The sequence below is a fragment of the Agarivorans gilvus genome (assembly GCF_001420915.1).
Taxonomy (GTDB): Bacteria; Pseudomonadota; Gammaproteobacteria; order Enterobacterales; family Celerinatantimonadaceae; genus Agarivorans; species Agarivorans gilvus.
This window is the reverse complement of record NZ_CP013021.1, coordinates 3998202-4018260: the sequence shown is the minus strand read 5'-3', so window position 1 is coordinate 4018260 and position 20059 is coordinate 3998202. Positions and strand designations below refer to the sequence as shown.

The 20059-nt window shown below is 46.4% G+C and carries 20 protein-coding genes; 10 read left to right on the top strand and 10 right to left on the bottom strand.

All coding sequences use genetic code 11. The features are described 5' to 3' along the window. Nucleotides 1–48: 48 nt before the first annotated feature. The 9 genes from AR383_RS19135 to hutX form a co-directional block, all read right to left on the bottom strand. The gene (locus AR383_RS19135; RefSeq protein ID WP_055734571.1) at nucleotides 49–2445 is read right to left on the bottom strand and encodes a glycoside hydrolase family 3 C-terminal domain-containing protein; all 2397 of its coding nucleotides are present in this window, start codon (nucleotides 2443–2445) and stop codon (nucleotides 49–51) included. 2 nt (nucleotides 2446–2447) lie between these two features. Then, complete coding sequence (locus tag AR383_RS19130) at nucleotides 2448–3104, bottom strand: TetR/AcrR family transcriptional regulator (protein ID WP_257720949.1); 657 nt, start codon at nucleotides 3102–3104, stop codon at nucleotides 2448–2450. A 446-nt stretch (nucleotides 3105–3550) separates the two neighbouring features. Further along, nucleotides 3551–4063, bottom strand: coding sequence for a GNAT family N-acetyltransferase (locus tag AR383_RS19125; RefSeq protein ID WP_055734569.1), 513 nt, complete (start codon nucleotides 4061–4063; stop codon nucleotides 3551–3553). A gap of 139 nt (nucleotides 4064–4202) precedes the next feature. Beyond that, entirely contained in the window at nucleotides 4203–4817 is a 615-nt protein-coding gene (locus AR383_RS19120) for a hypothetical protein (RefSeq protein ID WP_055734568.1), read from the bottom strand. A 774-nt stretch (nucleotides 4818–5591) separates the two neighbouring features. Beyond that, complete coding sequence (locus AR383_RS19115) at nucleotides 5592–5867, bottom strand: hypothetical protein (protein ID WP_157051799.1); 276 nt, start codon at nucleotides 5865–5867, stop codon at nucleotides 5592–5594. 5 nt (nucleotides 5868–5872) lie between these two features. Next, a complete protein-coding gene (locus AR383_RS19110) occupies nucleotides 5873–6331 on the bottom strand; it encodes a DUF2778 domain-containing protein (RefSeq protein WP_055734566.1) in 459 nt (152 codons plus the stop codon). Between the two features lie 529 nt (nucleotides 6332–6860). Beyond that, a complete protein-coding gene (locus AR383_RS19105) occupies nucleotides 6861–7895 on the bottom strand; it encodes an IS110 family RNA-guided transposase (protein WP_055734565.1) in 1035 nt (344 codons plus the stop codon). Nucleotides 7896–8088: 193 nt separating this feature from the next. Next, nucleotides 8089–8601, bottom strand: coding sequence for a pyridoxamine 5'-phosphate oxidase family protein (locus tag AR383_RS19100; RefSeq protein WP_055734564.1), 513 nt, complete (start codon nucleotides 8599–8601; stop codon nucleotides 8089–8091). Further along, nucleotides 8601–9116: a heme utilization cystosolic carrier protein HutX gene (hutX, locus tag AR383_RS19095; protein ID WP_055734563.1), complete on the bottom strand. Its 516-nt coding sequence runs from the start codon at nucleotides 9114–9116 to the stop codon at nucleotides 8601–8603. Before hutX ends, AR383_RS19100 begins: the two co-directional genes overlap by 1 nt. A 182-nt stretch (nucleotides 9117–9298) precedes the next feature. Here hutX and AR383_RS19090 point away from each other — a divergent pair, with 182 nt between their 5' ends. From AR383_RS19090 to AR383_RS19065, 6 genes are read left to right on the top strand one after another with little or no spacing between them, the layout of a single operon-like run. Then, nucleotides 9299–10162 carry an energy transducer TonB gene (locus AR383_RS19090; protein WP_055734562.1) on the top strand — a complete coding sequence of 288 codons (864 nt, stop codon included), beginning with the start codon at nucleotides 9299–9301 and terminating at the stop codon, nucleotides 10160–10162. A 4-nt stretch (nucleotides 10163–10166) separates the two neighbouring features. Next, entirely contained in the window at nucleotides 10167–10898 is a 732-nt protein-coding gene (locus AR383_RS19085) for a MotA/TolQ/ExbB proton channel family protein (protein ID WP_055734561.1), read from the top strand. Beyond that, nucleotides 10895–11317, top strand: coding sequence for an ExbD/TolR family protein (locus tag AR383_RS19080; RefSeq protein ID WP_055734560.1), 423 nt, complete (start codon nucleotides 10895–10897; stop codon nucleotides 11315–11317). The genes AR383_RS19085 and AR383_RS19080 overlap by 4 nt, the downstream gene beginning before the upstream one ends. Further along, complete coding sequence (locus AR383_RS19075; protein WP_083481696.1) at nucleotides 11310–12161, top strand: heme/hemin ABC transporter substrate-binding protein; 852 nt, start codon at nucleotides 11310–11312, stop codon at nucleotides 12159–12161. The genes AR383_RS19080 and AR383_RS19075 overlap by 8 nt, the downstream gene beginning before the upstream one ends. A 44-nt stretch (nucleotides 12162–12205) precedes the next feature. Next, nucleotides 12206–13270 carry a FecCD family ABC transporter permease gene (locus AR383_RS19070; RefSeq protein ID WP_055734559.1) on the top strand — a complete coding sequence of 355 codons (1065 nt, stop codon included), beginning with the start codon at nucleotides 12206–12208 and terminating at the stop codon, nucleotides 13268–13270. 7 nt (nucleotides 13271–13277) lie between these two features. Further along, nucleotides 13278–14060 (top strand): heme ABC transporter ATP-binding protein, encoded by a 783-nt coding sequence (locus AR383_RS19065; RefSeq protein ID WP_055734558.1) that lies wholly within the window; start codon nucleotides 13278–13280, stop codon nucleotides 14058–14060. 2 nt (nucleotides 14061–14062) lie between these two features. Here AR383_RS19065 and AR383_RS19060 read toward each other — a convergent pair whose 3' ends face one another. Beyond that, nucleotides 14063–14959 carry a helix-turn-helix domain-containing protein gene (locus AR383_RS19060; RefSeq protein WP_055734557.1) on the bottom strand — a complete coding sequence of 299 codons (897 nt, stop codon included), beginning with the start codon at nucleotides 14957–14959 and terminating at the stop codon, nucleotides 14063–14065. A gap of 215 nt (nucleotides 14960–15174) precedes the next feature. Between AR383_RS19060 and AR383_RS19055 the strand changes: the two genes are divergently transcribed. The 4 genes from AR383_RS19055 to AR383_RS19035 all read left to right on the top strand — a co-directional run bounded on the left by AR383_RS19055 (nucleotide 15175) and on the right by AR383_RS19035 (nucleotide 19901). Continuing rightward, the gene (locus AR383_RS19055; RefSeq protein WP_055734556.1) at nucleotides 15175–15414 is read left to right on the top strand and encodes a hypothetical protein; all 240 of its coding nucleotides are present in this window, start codon (nucleotides 15175–15177) and stop codon (nucleotides 15412–15414) included. Between the two features lie 543 nt (nucleotides 15415–15957). Then, the gene (locus AR383_RS19045; RefSeq protein WP_198150264.1) at nucleotides 15958–16575 is read left to right on the top strand and encodes a GTP cyclohydrolase II; all 618 of its coding nucleotides are present in this window, start codon (nucleotides 15958–15960) and stop codon (nucleotides 16573–16575) included. A gap of 236 nt (nucleotides 16576–16811) precedes the next feature. Beyond that, entirely contained in the window at nucleotides 16812–17720 is a 909-nt protein-coding gene (locus AR383_RS19040; RefSeq protein ID WP_055734553.1) for a DMT family transporter, read from the top strand. A gap of 132 nt (nucleotides 17721–17852) precedes the next feature. Then, nucleotides 17853–19901 carry a methyl-accepting chemotaxis protein gene (locus tag AR383_RS19035; protein ID WP_055734552.1) on the top strand — a complete coding sequence of 683 codons (2049 nt, stop codon included), beginning with the start codon at nucleotides 17853–17855 and terminating at the stop codon, nucleotides 19899–19901. Nucleotides 19902–20059: the final 158 nt, after the last annotated feature.

Genomic DNA, 20059 nt, shown 5'->3' with positions numbered 1-20059 from the left:
GGTGGGGATTTAAATGCAGCCCTACTTTAGCTAGGGCTGCGTTTAATCTTACTGATTTAATTGCTCAATCAGCGCCAGTACCTCTTTTTCTGAATACCTATCTCTGGCAAATACAGCCAAATTACGTAGCGGCATATCAGCCACCATAGCTTCAGCCATAAGGCGATCGGCTTCAGCAGCAGAGGCGTTTTCATCTCCGCCCAACATAATACCGAATGCCTCCAATAAACCTTGGTAAACTTTGCTACCCACTTCGGTATCTTTGATATCACCAAGCCTTGAGTTCATACCATAAGGTACAACGGGATCTTCTGCAGGGATCTCATAACCCAGTAAGGCAGCGAAAGCTGGCTCAGAGAAGTCACGCTTGGCGGGGGTAAAGTAATTCGCCAATGAGGCCTGTGGCTCGCTCTTTGCTGTATCGGTATTAAGGGTGAAGCTTTGCTCTGAACGAACATCAGCAATAGATGCTGCTGCAAAAATGGTGTAGCTGTCAGTCTCCGCAATCCAACGCTGTTTAACGACATCCCAGAATGCAAAGGTGCGATAATCTAATTCAAATTTAAGCGTTTTGGTTTCGCCCGCTTTAAGAAACACTTTTTGGTAAGCGGCAAGCTCTTTTAGCGGCCTTGGCACACTGGGATTAGCTTGTCCCACATACAGTTGAACAATCTCCGCACCGTCTCGCTCACTGGTATTAGTGACATCTAAGCTCACCGTTACCACGCTATTAGCATCGGCAGCCAGCGCTTGCGGCGCCTCCACAGTGAGATTGCTATAGTCATAACTTGAGTAAGAGAGGCCATGCCCGAAGGGGAAAAGCACCGCTTGATTTGCCGTATCAAAGTAGCGGTAGCCAACCCAAATACCTTCACGGTATTGAACCTGACGGCCATTACCCGGGAAATAAGGGGTACTAGCTACATCGTCCAAGTGCAGAGGAAAGGTCTCAGCCAGTTTGCCGCTTGGATTTACCTTGCCGGTAATAATATCGGCTACCGCTGAAGACCCAGCTTGACCACCAAGATAGGCCTCAATCACTCCAGACACATCGTCAATAAATGGCATCGTCACCGGGGCACCATTTTGTAAAATCACCACCACTTTAGACTTGTAAGCAGCTAATGCAGAAATCAGCTCCAATTGATTTTGTGGTAAATCTAAATGACTGCGGTCAAAACACTCAGACTCGTATTTAGGCGTTAAACCAGCAAAAACAAATACCACGTCGGACTCTTTGGCTAACAGCTGCGCTTCACTGATAGCCTCTAAATCGGAGCGATTATCCAGGTGGTAGCCTTGGGCAAAACTCACATTCTCTGCCCCGTAGGCGTTTTTGAGTTCGTCTAATGGCTGTTCCAACTTGAATGGATTGATCTTTGAAGACCCCGAACCTTGATAACGAGCATGCGCGGCTAGTGCACCAATCACCGCCACTTTTTGCTGTTTCGCCTCTACTGGCAATATGCCATTGTCATTTTTAAGCAAAACAACAGACTCATGTGCCACCTCTCGCGCTAGGTCATGGTGAGCATGTAAGTCAGCCTGAACTCGTGGTAAAGACAGGGTCTCTTTAGCTTTCACAATCAGCTTAAGTAAGCGGGTAACGGCGTAATCTAACTCTGACTCGGTTAAACACCCCACCTCTAATGCCGCAATAATTTTCTTGGTATTCATATCACCAGAACTTGGCATTTCTAGGGTTTGACCCGCTTTAAGACCGGCTACCCGGTTATTATTTGCCCCCCAATCGGTAACAACAATGCCTTCAAATCCCCATTCTTCAACCAAGATATCGTTAAGCAGCTGCTTGTGCTCGGCCGCATAAACGCCGTTGATTTTGTTGTAAGAACACATCACTGTCCAAGGTTGGCTATCTTTAACCGCTTTCTCAAAGGCGCTCAGATACAATTCTCTAAGCGTGCGCTGGTCAATAATGGCGTCCACCGTCATGCGGCCAAATTCATGATTGTTAACCGCATAATGTTTTAAACTGGTGCCAACACCTTGTTGCTGAACCCCTTTAATCCAAGCTGTGGCAAGGTCTCCGGCTAATCGAGGATCTTCAGAAAAGTATTCAAAGTTACGCCCACCTAAGGGATGCCGTTTTAAGTTGATGCCCGGCCCTAATAATACCGACACATCCTCAGCACGGCATTCAGCCCCTAAAGCCTTACCCATCTTTTCAATTAAACTCGGATTCCAAGTCGCAGCGGTAGCCGATGCCGTAGGAAAACAAGTCGCAGGTACAGCTGCATTCAGCCCAACATGATCACCATCTTCAGATTGCTTGCGTAAACCATGTGGCCCATCTGTTACCATAATTGAGGGTAAACCAAGACGCTCTACAGCGTGTAAAGACCAGAAATCTTTACCACCACAAAGCTGGGCTTTTTCTTCAACAGTTAAGGACTTAACTAACGCTTCGATACTAGGTGTACCCATTATTATGTTTCCTTATTGAGGTTTAAAACTGGACGCAAGCCGTCAATGAGCACTTGTACTAAAGCCGGCGTCAACGAGGGAATTTCTTCAGGATCAATCCCAATCAACGCGTTCTGGCGTAACAGCATACGTCGATGAAACACCGGAATAGCATTAATTAAGATGGCGGAAATCTGTCGAGGTAACAGGTCTGTGCGGATTTCCCCGCGGGCTTGACCTTGCGCGATCACATCATCAAACAGTGCTCCCGGAAGCGCTTTTGGAATGGCTTTTGTTAAGGCCTCACGAAAGTCATCTGGCAATCGCTCACCAGAATAGTAGGCATCGAACTCCGCCATAAACCGAGCGCCCTGCTTTGACTCTTCATCACACATCATCAAAAAAACCGCTTTTAATGTATCCAGCGCCTTAGATTCTGGCTGTTTGTGTAAATCCGATAAGTAGCCAAAGGAACGCTCAACTTGACCTTTAAGCACATTGACTAGGATGACGAACCCCAGATCAAACTTATCCTGATAATAACGATAAAGCGTATTACGACTCATATTAATCGCCGCCGCTATATCCTTCATCTGGGTGTCTGCAAAACCTTTTTCGATAAACATTAACTCAGCTGCGTCTAGAATTTTCTGACGAGTAGCTTCTGTTTGGTAGACCATTCGCGATTGAGACATAACAATGTTACACGTGTTATATTTTCCCCAACGCTAATCCCCAGAGTAAAAACAGTCAACTCTTTGGGTAAAGTAAACCGTAAAAATGCTAAGCACTTCGCGAAACACCTTGATAGCAACAAAGCAAGATGCGCTGTAAAAATGAGCTCGCTACGCCTGTTTGCAAACAGGTGATTAGAAATAGAGCTCCCAAAACAAACAAGCACCATGAATTTCCGCCATTTGCTTAACAAGCACAAGCTCGCTCGTAAGCGCGATAAAGCGGTCAACAAGTAACAATGATTAAGGAACCTATTTATTCGAGGAAAGAGTCATGGTTTACGCAAAACAAGGCTTGATACCTAGCTTTACAAACACACCAGCCAAGCTTAATCAGCTAACGGCTGAGACATGGAAATACGTCATTTTTTATATAAATATCTTCAATGCGCTCAATACACACAGCCATTAAATTCAATGCGTTGGTCACTAAGAGGTTTTCCCCCCTTGAGGCATTTAACCATGCCTCCACGATAAACAAACTGCTGCCACTTATTTTGCGTTAGATCGAAGTAATGAATAGCAGCCGTTAATTCTGTATAGCCTGAACTTCGATAAACATTCGGCTCATAAGCAAAGAGAAAAGAATGAGTTACCCCAACAGAGACTAAGCATTGCTCAAGTTCTTTAATGATAACTTTCGCTAAGCCCAAACCTCGTTTATCTGCCCTTACACTCACTCCACCAATGATGCCCGCTTTGAAATTTGTAGCGTTCTGCTTCATTGTTCGACTATAAGCAAGGCCAGTAGCAACAAGTTGGTTTTCATCTTCAACTAAAACGGCGCAAACAAATTCGCGGTTTAGAACGACCCTTGAATCTTGGCCAAAAACAGACATTAAATGTTCATTAAGCGTGTTTTGGTAAACCTCAATGTCATTACTGTTGACCACTGATATCTTCAAGATTAACTCCGTTTACATCACAGTGAATTAAAATAGCCCATTATAAAAACAACCCCAACAATAGCACCTTATCGCACTAGTTAATTCAGAGCATGGCTCAAAAAACTTAAGCAAAACGCTACTACTGCGGGGCGAACTCTCATTTAAGTTCAATTCCCTGACTGCCTAAGCGCTCTTCTACTAACTGAGCCAAAGATTGAATGCTTTCTGATTCGCTGGCGGTCTGCACTGAATCAGTGGTGGCCTTCCATACCACGGTTTGCGAGTCGATATCCCACAGGGTCAACAACAAGGCATATTGCCCAGAGCCTGCCCATGAAATTAAAGAGCCTATTTGGGTTCCCGCGCCAGGCTCTCCACCTAGCAGGTAAACAAAGCCTCGGTTAGCCAGATAATCGTCATAGCCAAACTCATAACCTTCATCAACCGTGCGAATAGTCACGATAGCATCATAGCCTTGCTTAGCCATTTGCTCCGCCAGTTGATTGGGCTGTTCCAGCGCTGCCATATCGCTAATGATGTTGTAGCTAGCACTCGCGGCCACACCTTTTTGCTGAAGCGCTTCTACAATGCGGCTTTCGGCCCCCACTCGGGCATTTCTGTCTTCATTGGCTACCAGTACTAACAAACTTTGGTAGCTTTTGTTTGTGATGTTTTCAGCAAAACTCTCCGAGTCAACCGAGTGCGGTACGCTGGAACATGCCGTTATTAAAACAACTGTTGTGATGACTAAAAGTGATTTAATCAATTTCATAAAAACCCCTGATATATAAAATAAAAACTCGTTGGCATGCTCGCCTTTCTGGCTATCTTAAGCGTCCATCGAGTAAAGGCGCAGCTAAACCCTTGATGCTTATACGCAGCATTAATAAAGGCCTTAATCGCCAGCCACTTGCATTGTCTGAGGGGGATTCTATCAAGTAAAAAATTTAAGCTATTTTGCTTTGCTTAAAGCATTGCTTTTAGCTTAGTGTAATAAGTTTGGATGGAAGGCATAAGGGGATGGCGAGAGGAGAGGGAAAGCAAACAAAGGCACAATTATGGATGTCTTGTTTGCTTACAACGAGAAACACCATGGAAATAAGGCGTATCATCCAAACTCACTTGCGATTTTCTTGGCAGAGGCATAACAAAAGCTCCATGCTAAGGCTTTGCTTAAGCGTAGAGCAGTGGCGAATTTTTCGCCATAATTATGGGTGTCTCTCATATACTATTTACGCCAAGTGTCTAATTTACGCCATGAGAGTCAAACAGAAGGATGTTCGGGCTCAAGGTTAAAGGTAAAAAAGTTGTTTCAGGCGTAAGATTCCTAACTCTTATAGGTTGCTCTTTCTGTGACTGTCCTAATGCACGATTCGATTGACTTTAGCATTTTGTAATGCAATATGAGAAGCATTTTGTAATGCAATATGAGAAGCATTTTGCAGCAGTCTTAAATCTCTAGTTATATAAGCCGAATGTATCTCACTATGACTAGGCATACTCAACTTCTCCTTGTAGAGCTAACGCACAAAACAGCGGCGGAGCATTAGCGACGTCCAGCCCGCTCGCGGGCGTTGCTGATTTTGCTTGTTAGCAGCTGTCTAAACCAAAAGCATCCTGATATTGCCATAATAGCGATTATGAAGGATAAAGTTAACACATATAGAATTTCAATATCCGCAACCTGTTCCTGGGTTTCAGCACCAAATAACTCAACAACAAAAATTGCCGCTGACTCTGGAAGCTTAGGAAGAAACCCTGGAAAATTAATAAAAAGAAAATAAAGAAAAAAAGTAAACACTATAGTAAAGATTATTCTCATAGTCATCATAGTACCTCTACAGTTCCATATGCACGAATTGTGGTACCAGGAACCAAAACCCTTTCAGATTGTAGAATAAATTTCCTCAGCTCTTTGTATTTCTTCGAATCTTTTATCGTAATACATCCCTTACTTATACCCAAAGGACCTTCAGGATGAAGTCTGAAATTGCCTCTCTTTACCGTTTCACAAAAGGTAAAGTCGTCAACATTTTTATCTTTTGCATACAATGCAAACCATTCATCCTTACTTGAAAATAAATCTCGTAACGGTCCCATGAGCCCGCCGGATTCTCTGGCAACAATATAGTAAGTACCTCTCGGGATAGGACCGTGGTTAGGTACGCACATTGATTCTGGCTTGTTTTTATTGCTACCTTGACCCGAGTATGCTGGAAATCGTTTCTCTCCTGAGACCAAATCACTTAACTCTTTTCCATTCAACTCAAATGTAAACTCAAGCATTGTATCTCCTATAACTGCTAACAGCGTCTTACTCGGACCTCTCGTTAAACCCCAACGATGTTGGCCTAAGCTCATTCCGAATAGAATTATTTAATGATGACAATAACTTAACAGCAAAAGCTGATGTTTTATAGCGCTTATTGACAAAAAACAAATCTAGAGCGTATTTACTGCACCAAAAGTTCGATGCAGCCGTGGTCTAAAAAAGACTTAAGGTTTCAGCTTTCGCTGAGTGTGCAGAGAGCACTTACGTACAACGAGACAACAGCCAGCTAAGCCCCTTCTGTTTAAATATTTTGCTATACGCCAAACATAAAAATGTATGGTCCGCCTCGTTATTGCAATGATAATTTTCGATAACGGGGTTGGTTATGCGCTAATGTATTCGGAGTCTAATTAGGCGCTCTCGCCACCTGCTCCACGATGAGTTCCGCGCTGGATTATCCTCAAAAAAGCCGAAAGCTTTTATAAGCTGTTTTTTATGTCAGGTTTTAATCCAGTGGTTCTACCGTTTTCGTCATCTCTATTCTCATTGCAAACTCGGTGCTAACGCCTTACTGTTAAATGCTTGTTTCGTCTTCATGACTGCCCAGGCTATTCGGGCAAGCTTGTTAGCCAATGCAACGGTGACAACATTAAATGGCTTAGTCGCTCGCAAGTTTATCAGCCACTCCCCATAAACCTTACCTGTCTTATCCGGCCTCGACATCACGGCTCTGGCGGCATGAATAAACAAGGTTCGAAGTGCTTTGTTACCTCGCTTACTTATTCCTAATAATTTGGGCTTACCACCTGTTGAGTATTGCGCTGGAATAAGTCCTAACCACGCTGCCATGTTTCTACCGTTTTTAAAATCAGTAGCACTGCTGATGTTGGCAAGACAAAGACTTGCTGTCATATCTCCAATACCCGGTATGGTTTTCAGGAGTTGACCTATCGAGTTCGTTTCAACCAGTTGCTTTAGCTTTTTATCTTGTTTCTCAATGTTGCCATTGAGAAACAGGTAATACTCATGCAGCTCCATTAGCTCTTGCATGAGTAACATTGGCAGCACCTGCCTTTGCTGAGCAAGCCAGTTGAACAGTTGCTTCATCACGCTATGGCCTGTAGGAAGAGCAATACCAAACTCCAGCAGTAATGAACCGATGCGGGACATGCAGGCCGTTCGGTCTTTGATATAGCCGTGTCTCGCCTTATGAATTGCTGAAATAACTTGAGCTTCTTCTGACTTTACGCTGACAAAGCGCATATTAGGTCTTATTGATGCTTCACATATGGCCTCTGCATCAATGAAGTCATTCTTATTACTTTTAACAAAGGGCTTTACATATTGCGGAGGGATTAATCTGACTTTATGTCCCATCAACTCACATTGCCTGCCAAGCCAATGCGCACCGCCACAAGCTTCGAAAGCAATGGTGCAGGGCTTTAATTGGTGAAGATAGTGAACTAATGCTGAACGAGAAAACTTTTTACGGATAACTTGGTTATCAGAATAATCACGGCCTATCACGTGAAAAGATGATTTGCCTAAATCGATACCAAGAACTTTAATTGTAGACATGATGGTTCGCCTCTTTGTTTGCCAAACTCTAAGACTAGCTTAGAGGTGAGGCGGACCATCTAATTAAGGCTGCACCAAAAATTCGATGCAGCCGTGGTCTAAAAAGACTTAAGGTTCCAGCTTTCGCTGAGTGTGGAGAGAGTACTTACGTACATGGGCAGCTAAGCCCCAACGGGTGTTAACCCACGAGCCCTTAAGCTCGCTTTTTATGCCCTTCCTTCAAGTGCACAAAATCGACATCGTCAAGTCCTTTAATATCAAAGGCCTGACCAAATCCTTTCACATAACGCCCCTTTAAGGGTTGTAGCGAGAATAATTGAAAATCGCTGAGTTGGCGTAAATTGCCCACTATCTCACCATGGCGTTGTTGCAATAAATCCAGCACCGTTTCGCGCGGTTCAGCATCTACCTGTTTGGCGATGACGTCGTAACTCAAACGCTTACGTGCATAGATTTGCTTGGTATCTACTTCGTCGGCAATCAGCATAATCGCGGCTTTTTCGTGCTTACGTAGGTAATTAGCGTGTTTGGAAATATCACTAATTAGGATGTAAAAGTTCCCTTCATGGCAAATAAACGGCGCATAAGAACTATGCGGAAAATCATCTTCGCCTAAAGAGGCCAGCAACAAGCTTTGTTGGCTGGCAACAAACTCGGCTATTTCAGGGCCAAGGCGCGACGCCAAGCGTTCTTTCTTATCTATCATTACAGTTCGTTCTCTAATTCCGTGAGTGCCATGTTTTGTTTCAATAGTTCGAAGCGTGCTACTTGCTCGGGGAGTAATACCCGCTTGCGATCTCGTCCTAGATAAATCTTAAATATGGTGGCGCCTTGCTCGTCGAAAAACTGAAAACAGTAGCTTTCAGTACCCCGCAAAGGCTTACTCACCAAGGCTATATTGGCGATGTTTTCTAGCTTTAAATGGCCGTGCAAGTGGCTTTGCTTATCCATTAAATTGTAATAACCATGGCCCGGTTTGCCATTGGGGAAATGATCTTTAATCTCAAATATCGAACCAGCCACTTGAATAATGGTGGTCATAGGCCCCCAACTGGGCAAATCGTACATTAGCCATTGCAGTTGCTCTTTAGGCAACCAACATGCCCAGTGCGATGGCAAATGCGCCACCACTTCCGCTTCGCTACACTGAGCTTTTTCTGCTAGCTGAGACACACTTAATTCACTGTGCTGCTCAACCAGCTCGGCGATGGTTAAAGCCATCACATTCTCCTACTTAAACTAACTTACCGTTACTGCGCAACGGCCTGTTCCATCAAACTTAGAGTCAGCTTACCCCAGCAATAAATCAAATGCAAATCATTATCATTTGTATTTACTTATAGGTATAAACACCGTATTCTAGATGCTGTTATCGGTCATGAAAGCAAAGGGAAAAGTGACACATGAGGAAGCTTAGTTTGGCCGTACTGCTATCTGTGGCGATTCATGGCTACTTACTCAATGCGCCATCTAAGGCTAAAGAAATGACACTCACTAACGGTGGGCAAACGGCTGCGCCTAGCTTAAATGTGGTGGCAATCAACACAAACGTCGTTAGCAAAACTGAGCCGCTTAGCCCCAAGCAAACTAAGCCCCTTGCAGAAAAACAGCCTGTGGCCAACACCGTAACGCCAGCGCAGCAGCCAGAGGCGACTGCCGCCAAAAGCCAATCAAAGAATACTCAGTCCAAGCCAGTTAAACCCAAAGCCAAACCGCAAACCAAACCAAAAATAGCGGCAAAACAACCGCCAACAAACAACAGTAAAGCGCTGCCCATAAAGGAAGTTAAGGATGAACCACAGCCTAATAAGTCTTTATCTACAACCACTAAACAAACCAAACCGACGCCACCGCAGCAAGTTAAAGAGACGCCGCCTCAGCCCGTTAAGCCCGCTGTTGATGCCAAGCAACAGCCAGAAGCTGAGCCACTAGCCAGTAGCCAAGTCAATTCGCAGCCGCAACACCAGCAAGGACTGTCGCAACTGCCGCGCTTAAATAGCCAGCCCCGCTTTGCCCAGCCACCCAGCGCACCGGTTTACCCGCGTGTAGCGAGAAAGCGCGGTTTAGAGGGCACTGTAATGGTTGAAGTATGGCTAGATCGCCACGGCCGCCAAACCAAACGCGAAATCACTGATAGCTCAGGCATAAAAAGCTTGGATAAAGCAGCCCTTAAAGCGGTGCAACAGTGGAAATTTAAAGCCCTTATCGTCGACGGCCAAGCTCAGGCTTCCCGCGCCGTTATTCCCATTCGATTTAAATTGAGTTAATCCCATGCAACTACTGTCTTCAGAACAACTTGGTGGCTTAAGTGACATCATTACCGCAGAACAACTCGGCGACCTGCGCTGGCCGCTTATCGCCTGCTCGGTATTGGCCTGCGCCATTATTATTGAACGGGTATTAAGCCTCGCTTATGTACATATTAGTAACCACCAACGTAATTGGTTGAAGCTCGCCACCCACTTACTCTCTCAGCAAGGCACTTGCAGCAAGCAGAACAACTGTTTCTCGCGCTCGCGCAGTTTATCGCGCAAAGCCATTTGCTTATTGCTGGTACATAAAAATCAAACTAAGCCTCTGCGCGAAGAAATCGCCGCAGTGTGGCTACGCCAGCAGCAACACAAACTGGCCAGAGGTTTAAAAGCCTTACACATTCTGGCCTTAATTAGCCCGTTATTGGGCTTACTGGGTACGGTACTGGGTTTAATCGAAATGTTTGATGCGCTAGCGCTGAGTGAACAAGCGGTAAACCCGGCGATGTTGTCTCAAGGTTTGGGTACGGCCATGTACACCACCGCAGCCGGTTTGCTACTTACCGTGCCGGCCTTGGCCTTTGCCCACGGCTTAAGCCTATGGAAAGACCGCATTATTCATGAGCTAGAAACTACCATTAATCAAGCCAACTTAATGATAGAAGGGGTTGATACCCTAGCCGACGACGCTAAAACTTTGGCAGGTTTTCAGCCGCAAAACCCCAGCAAGCTTGAGCCTAACGCCGCATGATTAAAGCCGAAGACCAAAATAGCGGGTTTAGCATGGTGCCCGACTTAACCGCCTTATTAGACATTATTTTCATTGTCTTGGTGTTTCTGCTGCTCACCGCTAATAGTCGGGTCTACCAAATGGATATGGATCTGCCTACTACCCGTAACCAACAGGCGCAGGTGGCAGAACAACCCGCAGTTATCCAAATTAGCTTATTTCAGGCATCACCTACTTGGGGCATAGCCCAGCAGCGCTATCAACAGTTTGACGAATTTGCAGCGGCTTTAAAGCAGCAACTCACTCAGCAGTCTGCGGCTAGCGTCAGCTTAGCCAGCGAGCCACAGGTATCGGTAGAGCAGTTACTGAAGCTGCTCGAATTACTCCAGCAACTCAACATTGAAACCACCCAAATACTAATGGAAAAGAACCATGATTAAACGCCTTTACCCTGCTTTGTGCGCTAGCCTACTCGGCCTAAGCCTAGTTTTTACCAGTAGCAGCCACGCTGCTCACCAACGCATTGTGAGTGCCGGAGCCAACATCACCGAGATTTTGCTGGCCTTAAACGCTCAGCAACAATTGATTGCGGTAGATTCCACCAGCGAGCTACCCAGCAACTTAAGCCTGCCAGTAGTGGGTTATCATCGCCGACTCAGTGCCGAAGGCCTGCTAGCCTTAGTGCCCGATGCTGTTATTGGCAGCGAAGAAATGGGGCCTTCTAGTAGCCTCAACCAGTTGCAACAAGCCGGCGTGGCCATTCATACCCTTAATAGCGGCTCATCGGTAGCCAGCTTGGTACAGCGCATTGATGAATTAGCCTCACTCACTGGTCACACACAACAGGCGCAGCAACTGCAAGCGCAATTGCAACAAAAGCTGCAACAACTTGCCCTGCGCTCGCAAAGCGCCAAGCCGGTGAACACCTTGTTTTTCATGAGTCACGACGGTAAAAAGCTGGTAAGCGCGGGTAAAGATACCACCGCCGATAAAATCATTAATTTGGCCGGAGCGGTTAACCTCGCCGAGCCCCACATCAGCAGTTATAAGCCGCTGTCTAATGAGGCGATTATTTCCCTGCAACCAGAGCTATTACTATTTAGCCAACGCAGCATAAATCAGTTGGGCGGCATTGATGGAGTATTAAAGCAATTTCCTATCTTAGCCGCGACCCCCGCAGGAAAAAACAAAGCTATCTATGCTATTGATGGACATGCATTAATTGGTGGCTTAGGCTTAGCCAGCATAGATCAGGCACTACAATTAAGCGAACGCTTACAATAATATTGCGCAAGCTTTATCGCTGCGCTGATAACTAGGTTTTATTGATGTCTCTATTTTCTCAACATTCGGCTCATCCCAAGGGCTTATTTAATACTTGGCTGCTACCGCTAGCCTTGTTGGTGCTGCTGGCCACGGCTTTGCTCTCGGTGATGCAAGGGCCAATGCGTATTCCGGTCAAGGATGCTCTCGCCGCCTTGCTACCCTTTCAACAGATAGACGGGCCAGCCCATTACCAGCTAGTGGTGACCGGTATTCGCCTACCACGCACCCTATTGTGTATTGCGGTGGGAGCCATTTTAGCCATTTGTGGCGCGGTAATGCAGGGCTTGTTTCGTAACCCCTTGGCCGATCCGGGGATCATCGGTGTATCCAGTGGTAGTGCGGCCGGTGCCGCCATTGCCATAGTGTTGCTCAGTTTACTCAACTTACAGCTGCCCGAGCTAATTAATACCTTGGCGGTACCGCTATTTGCCTTTACTGGCGGTTTTATCACCACTATTTTGGTGTATCGCTTAGGCACCAGTGCCACCGGCACCTCGGTAGTGATGATGCTACTGGCGGGGATTGCGATAGGCGCTTTGTCGGGTGCGGGTGTGAGTTTGCTGACCTACTTGGCCGACGAGCAAATGCTCCGTGATTTAAGCCTGTGGCAAATGGGCTCTTTAGCCGGAGCCAGTTGGGCTAATATTGTTCTATCCTTCGCTACACTGGCCATTTTAATAGTGGTATTCATGGCCAAGGCTCAAGCGCTTAACGCCTTATTATTGGGCGAAGCCGAAGCCGGACACTTAGGCATAGATGTACAGCGCCTTAAGCGCCAGCTAATATTTTTTACCGCCCTTGGGGTGGGCATTGCGGTATCGGTGTCGGGGCTCATTGGCTTTGTTGGCTTGGTGGTTCCCCACCTTATTCGTATGTCTTTAGGGCCGAATCATCAGCGTTTAATTCCTTACAGCGCCTTATTAGGCGCCGCCTTGTTGCTGCTAGCCGACTTAGTGTCGCGGATTATTATTAGCCCAGCAGAGTTACCAGTGGGCATTGTTACCGCCCTAGTCGGCGCGCCTTTCTTTATTTTCTTATTGCTGCAACAGCGCCAACGTATTGTCTAGGAACGCTATGTCATCTCCCATCACCAGCATTCGACTGAGCCAGCTAGACTTTTCACTGGCGCAAAACCAGCTGTTTAAGCAGCTCAATTTATCCTTTTATTCTGGCCAGCACACCGCCCTACTGGGGGCTAATGGTGCCGGCAAAAGCTCGCTACTGAAACTGATTTGTGGCGATCGACAGCAACAGCAAGGTGAAATCACCATTCTGGGAAAACCCCGTCAGCAATGGAATAAAGCCGAGCTAAGCCGACATTTAGCGGTATTACCACAAAGCTCAGAGTTAAGTTTTGCTTTTCGCGTTAGCGAAGTGGTGGGCTTGGGTTTAATTAATAGCCAGCTAAGCTACCGTGACCAGCAACAGCTGATTAAACAGCAGCTGCAATTAATGGACATATGGCACTACCGCGACACGCCCTACCCGCAGTTGTCCGGCGGTGAAAAACAACGGGTTCACTATGCTCGCGTCACTGCGCAATTGGCCAATAGCCAGCTTGAGCAACAAATTTTGTTATTAGATGAGCCCACCAGCGCGCTGGATTTAAATCATCAGCAAGCGGTAATGGAGCATGCCTCCAAGCTTAGCCAACAAGGCGCAACGGTGGTGAGTGTGGTGCACGATCTTAACCTTGCCTCACGTTACTGCCAGCGAATTTTGTTGCTAAAAGAAGGTCAGATTTGCCACGATGGAAGCCCCGAGCAAGTGCTCACTCAGAGCAACATTGCTCAGGTATTTAATTATCAGGCCGAGATCCTACGCCATCCGCAGCAAGCCTTCCCAGTAATCATTTAAAGCTAAGCCAAGGCCTCACGGTAGGCTTTGGGGCTATAGCCGGTGAGTTGTTTAAAGCGGGCACTGAAATGTGCCTGCGAAGAAAAGCCCGACTGATAGGCTATCTCAGACAAGCTTAAATCGGCCAGTTGCAATAAACGCTTAGCCAATGCCACCCGCCGCTCACTCACATAACGGTGCGGGCTAAGCCCACAGCTATGCTTAAACATGCGGGCAAAGTGATATTCGCTTAAACCCACCAGCGCCGCCAAATCTTGCAAGCTAATGTTCTGTGCCAAATGTGCTTCTATATAGTCCTTACAGCGCTGCAGTTGAAACGGCGCTAAGCCGCTTTTTAGTTCCAAGGGCGCTAGCGGGCGAGAGCTATACTGCTTGGCAATGTGGTTAAGCAGTAACTGCCCCACCTGCTGTAGAGCTAAAAAGTCAGCCTTATCCGACCAATTCAAGCTTAGCAGCCACTGCTGTACTAGGCTGCTAATGGCGGGGTCGTCGGCAAAAGTGAGTTCTTGTAAGCTTAAGTCACGGGCGTCTTTGTCCCATACCCGCTCTATTTCATCACGCAGGCTCTGCTCGGAAAAATACAAATGGACAAAGGCTAGCTCACCATCTACTTGCCATTGCGATTCATGTCCCGCCGGCATTAAACAGATTTTACCGGGCGCGCCGCCGTCGATTAGCTGGCTGCCAAGTTGGCGTTTAGTTTGATAGCCCCCAGAGAGATAAACACTTAAAGTATGATGCTCAGGGCGTTGATAAGCGGTGCGATCATCCTTGTTAGACCAACGGGCAAAACCCAGTTCAGAGCTCAAACTGACCAAGCCATCGAGAGTGGCGCGCGCTTGATTCAAACGTTCAAAGACGTGCGCTTGCTGAAAAAGCAATGGTTCTAACGGCTTCATCGCATTTCCTCCTTTAGCGCGCAACATCAATCCCGTGGGTTTCATCATAATCGCGAGTATCAGAAAAACCAAATACAAAAAATAGCAGTAATTACTTGCCTTTATGTTGAGCTTCCCTAGAATCGCGCGTTTGATTTTAAGTGTTGAATCTAAAAGCCTTTTTAGTATTGCTGTGAATAAACTAAACTAGCCTATAGCCAAGGAACGGAATATCTATGAAGAAAATCATCGGCTTAGCACTCAGTTTAATGCTAAGTGCAGCGCTGAGTTACGCGAATACCCCAGCAGCCAGTGAAACAGGCGAAGCCTCTTGGTTAGATAAGCTACTCGACAAACTGGGTGCCGACGGCGGTTACGACAGCAGTAAAAGCATCGACTTCAGTATATTGCCGGGGCCTTTTTATAATCCAGAAATGTCCTTGGGTTTGGGCATATCGGCGATAGGTTTATACTAGGTTGATCCGCAGGACACCCTTAGCCCCTATAGCGGACAACTAGTACAAATAGATACTGATTTGTTTCGCCCTTTTTACGGCAGCAATACCCATTTTCAAACGCTTAGTGTTAATTATCGTCACTATCAGCCCCTTGGCCCACGTAACAGTGTGCTGGCTTGACAATATTAAGGCCGCTTTAGCGACATACATAGCCTGCTTAGCCAGGTGGAATACCGTTGGGATCTGCCCAAACGTCACGGCATGCTATTTTGGTTGGGCGCTGCCGCAATAGCGCCTGAATTAAGTTAGTTTAAAGCCGAACAAATCCTCCCCAACGCGGGTGTGGGCTATCGCCTAGAAGTAAAAACCCGAGTCAACTTACGCTTGAATTTAGGTTTTGGTAAAGATGAGACAGGTTTCTATTTCAATGTCGACACAGCTTTCTAAGTAGCTCGAGGCTTTTGCAATTAGGAATGCTTTGCATTTGGTATAATGAATTTATACACTTCTGCCTCGCCTAAGCCGTAGTAATGGAGCGCATTAATGAATCAACCAGCTAAAATCAGTCAAATTCGTACTCGGGTACCGTTTCAGGTAGGCCGACGTAGCGATATTCCTGCTGAAATGCTCTCCTTCACCGATCTAAAAACCGACAAAGAACATGTTGCCTTGGTATTCAAGCAAGCCGACAGCCTACAAGACACGCCCTTAGTACGGATCCATTCCGAATGCCTAACAGGTGATGTTTTTGGTTCTTCTCGTTGTGACTGCGGCGAGCAGCTTAACGAGGCCATTGAAAAAATGGCCGAGCAAGGCGGTATCATTCTCTATATGCGCCAAGAAGGGCGAGGCATTGGTTTATACAACAAATTAGACGCCTACCAACTGCAAATTAAAGGCATCGACACCTATTCGGCTAACAACCAATTAGGCTTTGACGACGACCTACGAGACTTTGCCGAAGCAGCACAAATGCTTAAAGCTATGGGCGTATCCCAGCTAAAGCTATTAAGCAATAATCCACGTAAACAAGCCGCCCTAGAGCAACACGGGATTAAAGTCACCGAAATGCAAAGTACTGGGGTGTATCGCAAACAAGATAACCACTACTACCTAGAAACCAAGGCCACCCGTGGCAAGCATCGCTTAAAACTCACTAAGGATATGCAGCCCTCTTAGCCGCAAAACTGCGCTCATCCGCCTCAGCCAAACGACTCCAGCAAACTGACCGCAGCGCGACTCGCAAGCCGCTAAGAAAACCGCCAAAGCTGGCTCTTATCTCAACTAAAAGCCAGCTTTGCGAAAAAGCGCAATAATCTATAAAACGGCGCTAAGCTGTGCAAGAAATTGAAATAGTTGTGCAGACTAAACTGCGATACTGCGAGCTCAACTTATTGCGTTCACAAGGAGGCGGCATGACAGCTGTACTTTATCCCGCAACAGTATTTATTTGGGGAACCACCTGGTTGGCAATCGCCTACCAAATCGGCGATGTGCCCATCGCCAACTCCATCATGTATCGCTTTGCCATTGCCGCGCTGATTTTAGTCAGCGTACTAGCCTTAAGCGGCCGCCTGCAAAAATTTAATCCGCAGCAGCACCTGAGTTGCCTGTTATTAGGCTTATGCCTGTTTAGCTGTAACTTCATGCTGTTTTATCACGCCGCCCAGTACATACCCAGCGGGTTAATTTCGATTGTATTTTCTATTGCCACCATCATGAACATGCTCAATAGCTGGCTATTTCATGGCCAACGTCCCAGCTTACGGCTACTCTGCGGCGGCTGTTTAGGCATAGGAGGCATTATCATGCTGTTCTACCCAGATCTTAGCCAAGCAGAGCACTTCAGCGAACAAATACTAGGGCTACTGATGGCACTGGCAGGAACTTACTGCTTTTCCTTGGGCAACATACTCTCGGCTAAGCAACAACAACAAGGGCTGTCGGTATTGTCGGTAAATGCTTACGGCATGGCTTACGGAGCTTTGCTACTGTTGTTATGGAGTCTGGTCTCGGGGCAAGGTTTCAGCTTTAGCCTGCAAGCACTGTATCTGGGCAGCTTATTCTATTTAGCTATTATCGGCTCGGTGCTGGGTTTTAGTTTCTACCTAGTATTAGTGGGGCGTTTAGGACCACAAAAAGCAGCCTACGCTACGGTACTGTTTCCTATTGTTGCTTTGGCGCTGTCCACCATTTTTGAAGGCTATCAGTGGAGTAACTTAGGTTTATTAGGAGTAGTCACGGTATTGTTAGGCAATCTTTTGGTCTTCACTAAAGGGCGTCCTTCACTAGCTTGGTTAAGACGCCCCCGCCAAGCCGTTTAGACCTAAATTCTGCTGGGGCATGCCCCAGCGCTCTGCTGTGTTTTTGTACGCCGCAACCTGCCAGCAACATATTAGTAATATCAATAACATGTTCTATACTGATGAGGTTATTAAATTGCAGGGATGGCAAGCATGTTTAAATCTATTTCTATTCGTAAAAAGCTGTTTATTTTACCCTTATTACTGGCTTTAGCCATGATGGGCGAAGTGCTTTTGGTGACCACCTCTCTCCAGCAAAATAACGCCGATGCGCAAATCGTCAATATTGCTGGTCGCCAGCGAATGTTAACTAAGAAATTCTCTGCAGAAGAACTATTTCGCAGCCAGCAACAAGGCCAAGACTTACCCGGCATACTCAGCGCCGATAAAACCGTCGCCCTGTACGAAACTTCACTTAATGCTCTAATAAGAGGTGGAAAAACCTACGCCGACTTAGGCATGAACAACGCAATTAATCTGCCAGCCCCAAGTTTCCAACCCTTTATTGAACAGCTTCGCACGGTAGAACAACTATGGCAACAGCAGTTGCAAGCCGCGAAAAACCTACGCCAAACCCCCAGCACGGCCAACGCCACAGCTTTTTTAGAAAGTAATCATAAAAGCATGGCGGCAATGAATAAGGCAGTCGGCATTTATGCAGGCTATTCCGAGCAAAAACTGTATAGCTTAGTCAATAACAGTATAGGCTTGGCTGTGATTATGGTATTGCTGGCCTCATTAATGGCGTGGTTGGTAATTAGAGACACGACTCAACCCATTAATCTACTAGTAGCAACCAGCCGTAAAATTAGCCGCGGTGATCTCAAAGCCCTGCCCGAGCTAAACAACATTATCAGCAAGAATGAAGTGGGTATGTTGGCCCACCACATCGAATTAATGCGCCAATCTTTGCAAGAAGCATTTAGCGAAATTCGTGTGGCGTCTAGCAGTATCAATTTGTCGTCTACCCAAGTTTCAGAGTTATCAACTCAAATCAGTCAAGCTAATCGCAACGAGCAGCAGCGCTTCAGTAATATGTATGAGAACTCACAAAGCCTTGAGGAATCCACCGCCAGACTCAGTGAAATAGCTGCTCAAACCTTAAGCATGGTGACCGAATGTAACTCGCTATCAACCCATGCTTCTACTCTAGTGGGCGAAAATATTTCGATGATGAGTACCACCTCGGAAGAAACCCAAAAAGCCAGCCGCTTTATTCAAGACTTAAGCAATACTGCCGAGCAGGTTTATGGCATTGTTGATGCGATCCGCGCCATTTCCGAACAAACCAACTTGCTGGCATTAAATGCCGCGATTGAGGCCGCCCGTGCCGGCGAGCAAGGCCGAGGTTTTGCAGTAGTGGCCGACGAGGTACGCAGCCTCGCCGCCCGCACCGGCAACTCTACCGACGAAATTGCCAAGCTTATTACTCAGCTCACCGAAGGGGTACAACTGGTAGTCACCAGTATGGCCGAGGTCACCAGCAAGGTAGAACAAAGCCGTGAAACCTCTCAGCAAACCGAACAAGGCATACTGCAAGTCACCGAAAACATTCAACAAGTGGCTCAAGCTCAACAAAATATCGACGAACAAGTCGAGCACCAAAACCAACAGTTAGAAATACTCAAACAAACCCAAATCGAGTTGCAAGAAATTATCGAAGACAGCCATAACAAGTCAGAAACCTCAGCCTTGGTGGCCGGTCAATTAGCCCAAGTCTCTAGCAATATTACCGACCTATTACAGCGCTTCTCGATTGAAACTCAGGTGAAGGCGCCGACTAAAAAATCCGATGAGAAACGCACTCATCCACGGATGCCTACAGGATTAAAATACACCATTAAGCAAGGACAAATAAGCTTTCAGGGTTTAACCAAAGATGTCAGTTTGGGCGGGGTAAAACTCACGGTACCGACTCAGCATGGTATTAATATTCAGCAGAGCGTGAAACTAGCGCTAGATTATTTATTCAAAGGTAAAAACAAACATGTCGACTTAAGCGGCAATGTGGTGGATCAAAGCAACGATCATGAGGGTAAAAAACTACTGCATATACGTTTTGAACAAAGCAGCAGCAAACAACAGCTAGCCTTAAAAGAGATTTTTGAAGAGCTGGGTCAATCGGCTCACTACGCCGAAGATATACGCGGCAGCCACAGTTATATAAACCCCCATACCAACGAACAGCACCACAGCCGCTAGCCCCACTATCGAAAGAAGCCCGCAAGGGCTTCTTTATTAGTTGGCAAGCAACGAGTCCTTTACAGCTTAATCCAGACTAATCCTCTAGATAATACGAGCCCAACATCGAAGCCATGCTGCCGTCTTCTTTCATTTGCTGCAGACTCTCGGAAATTTTT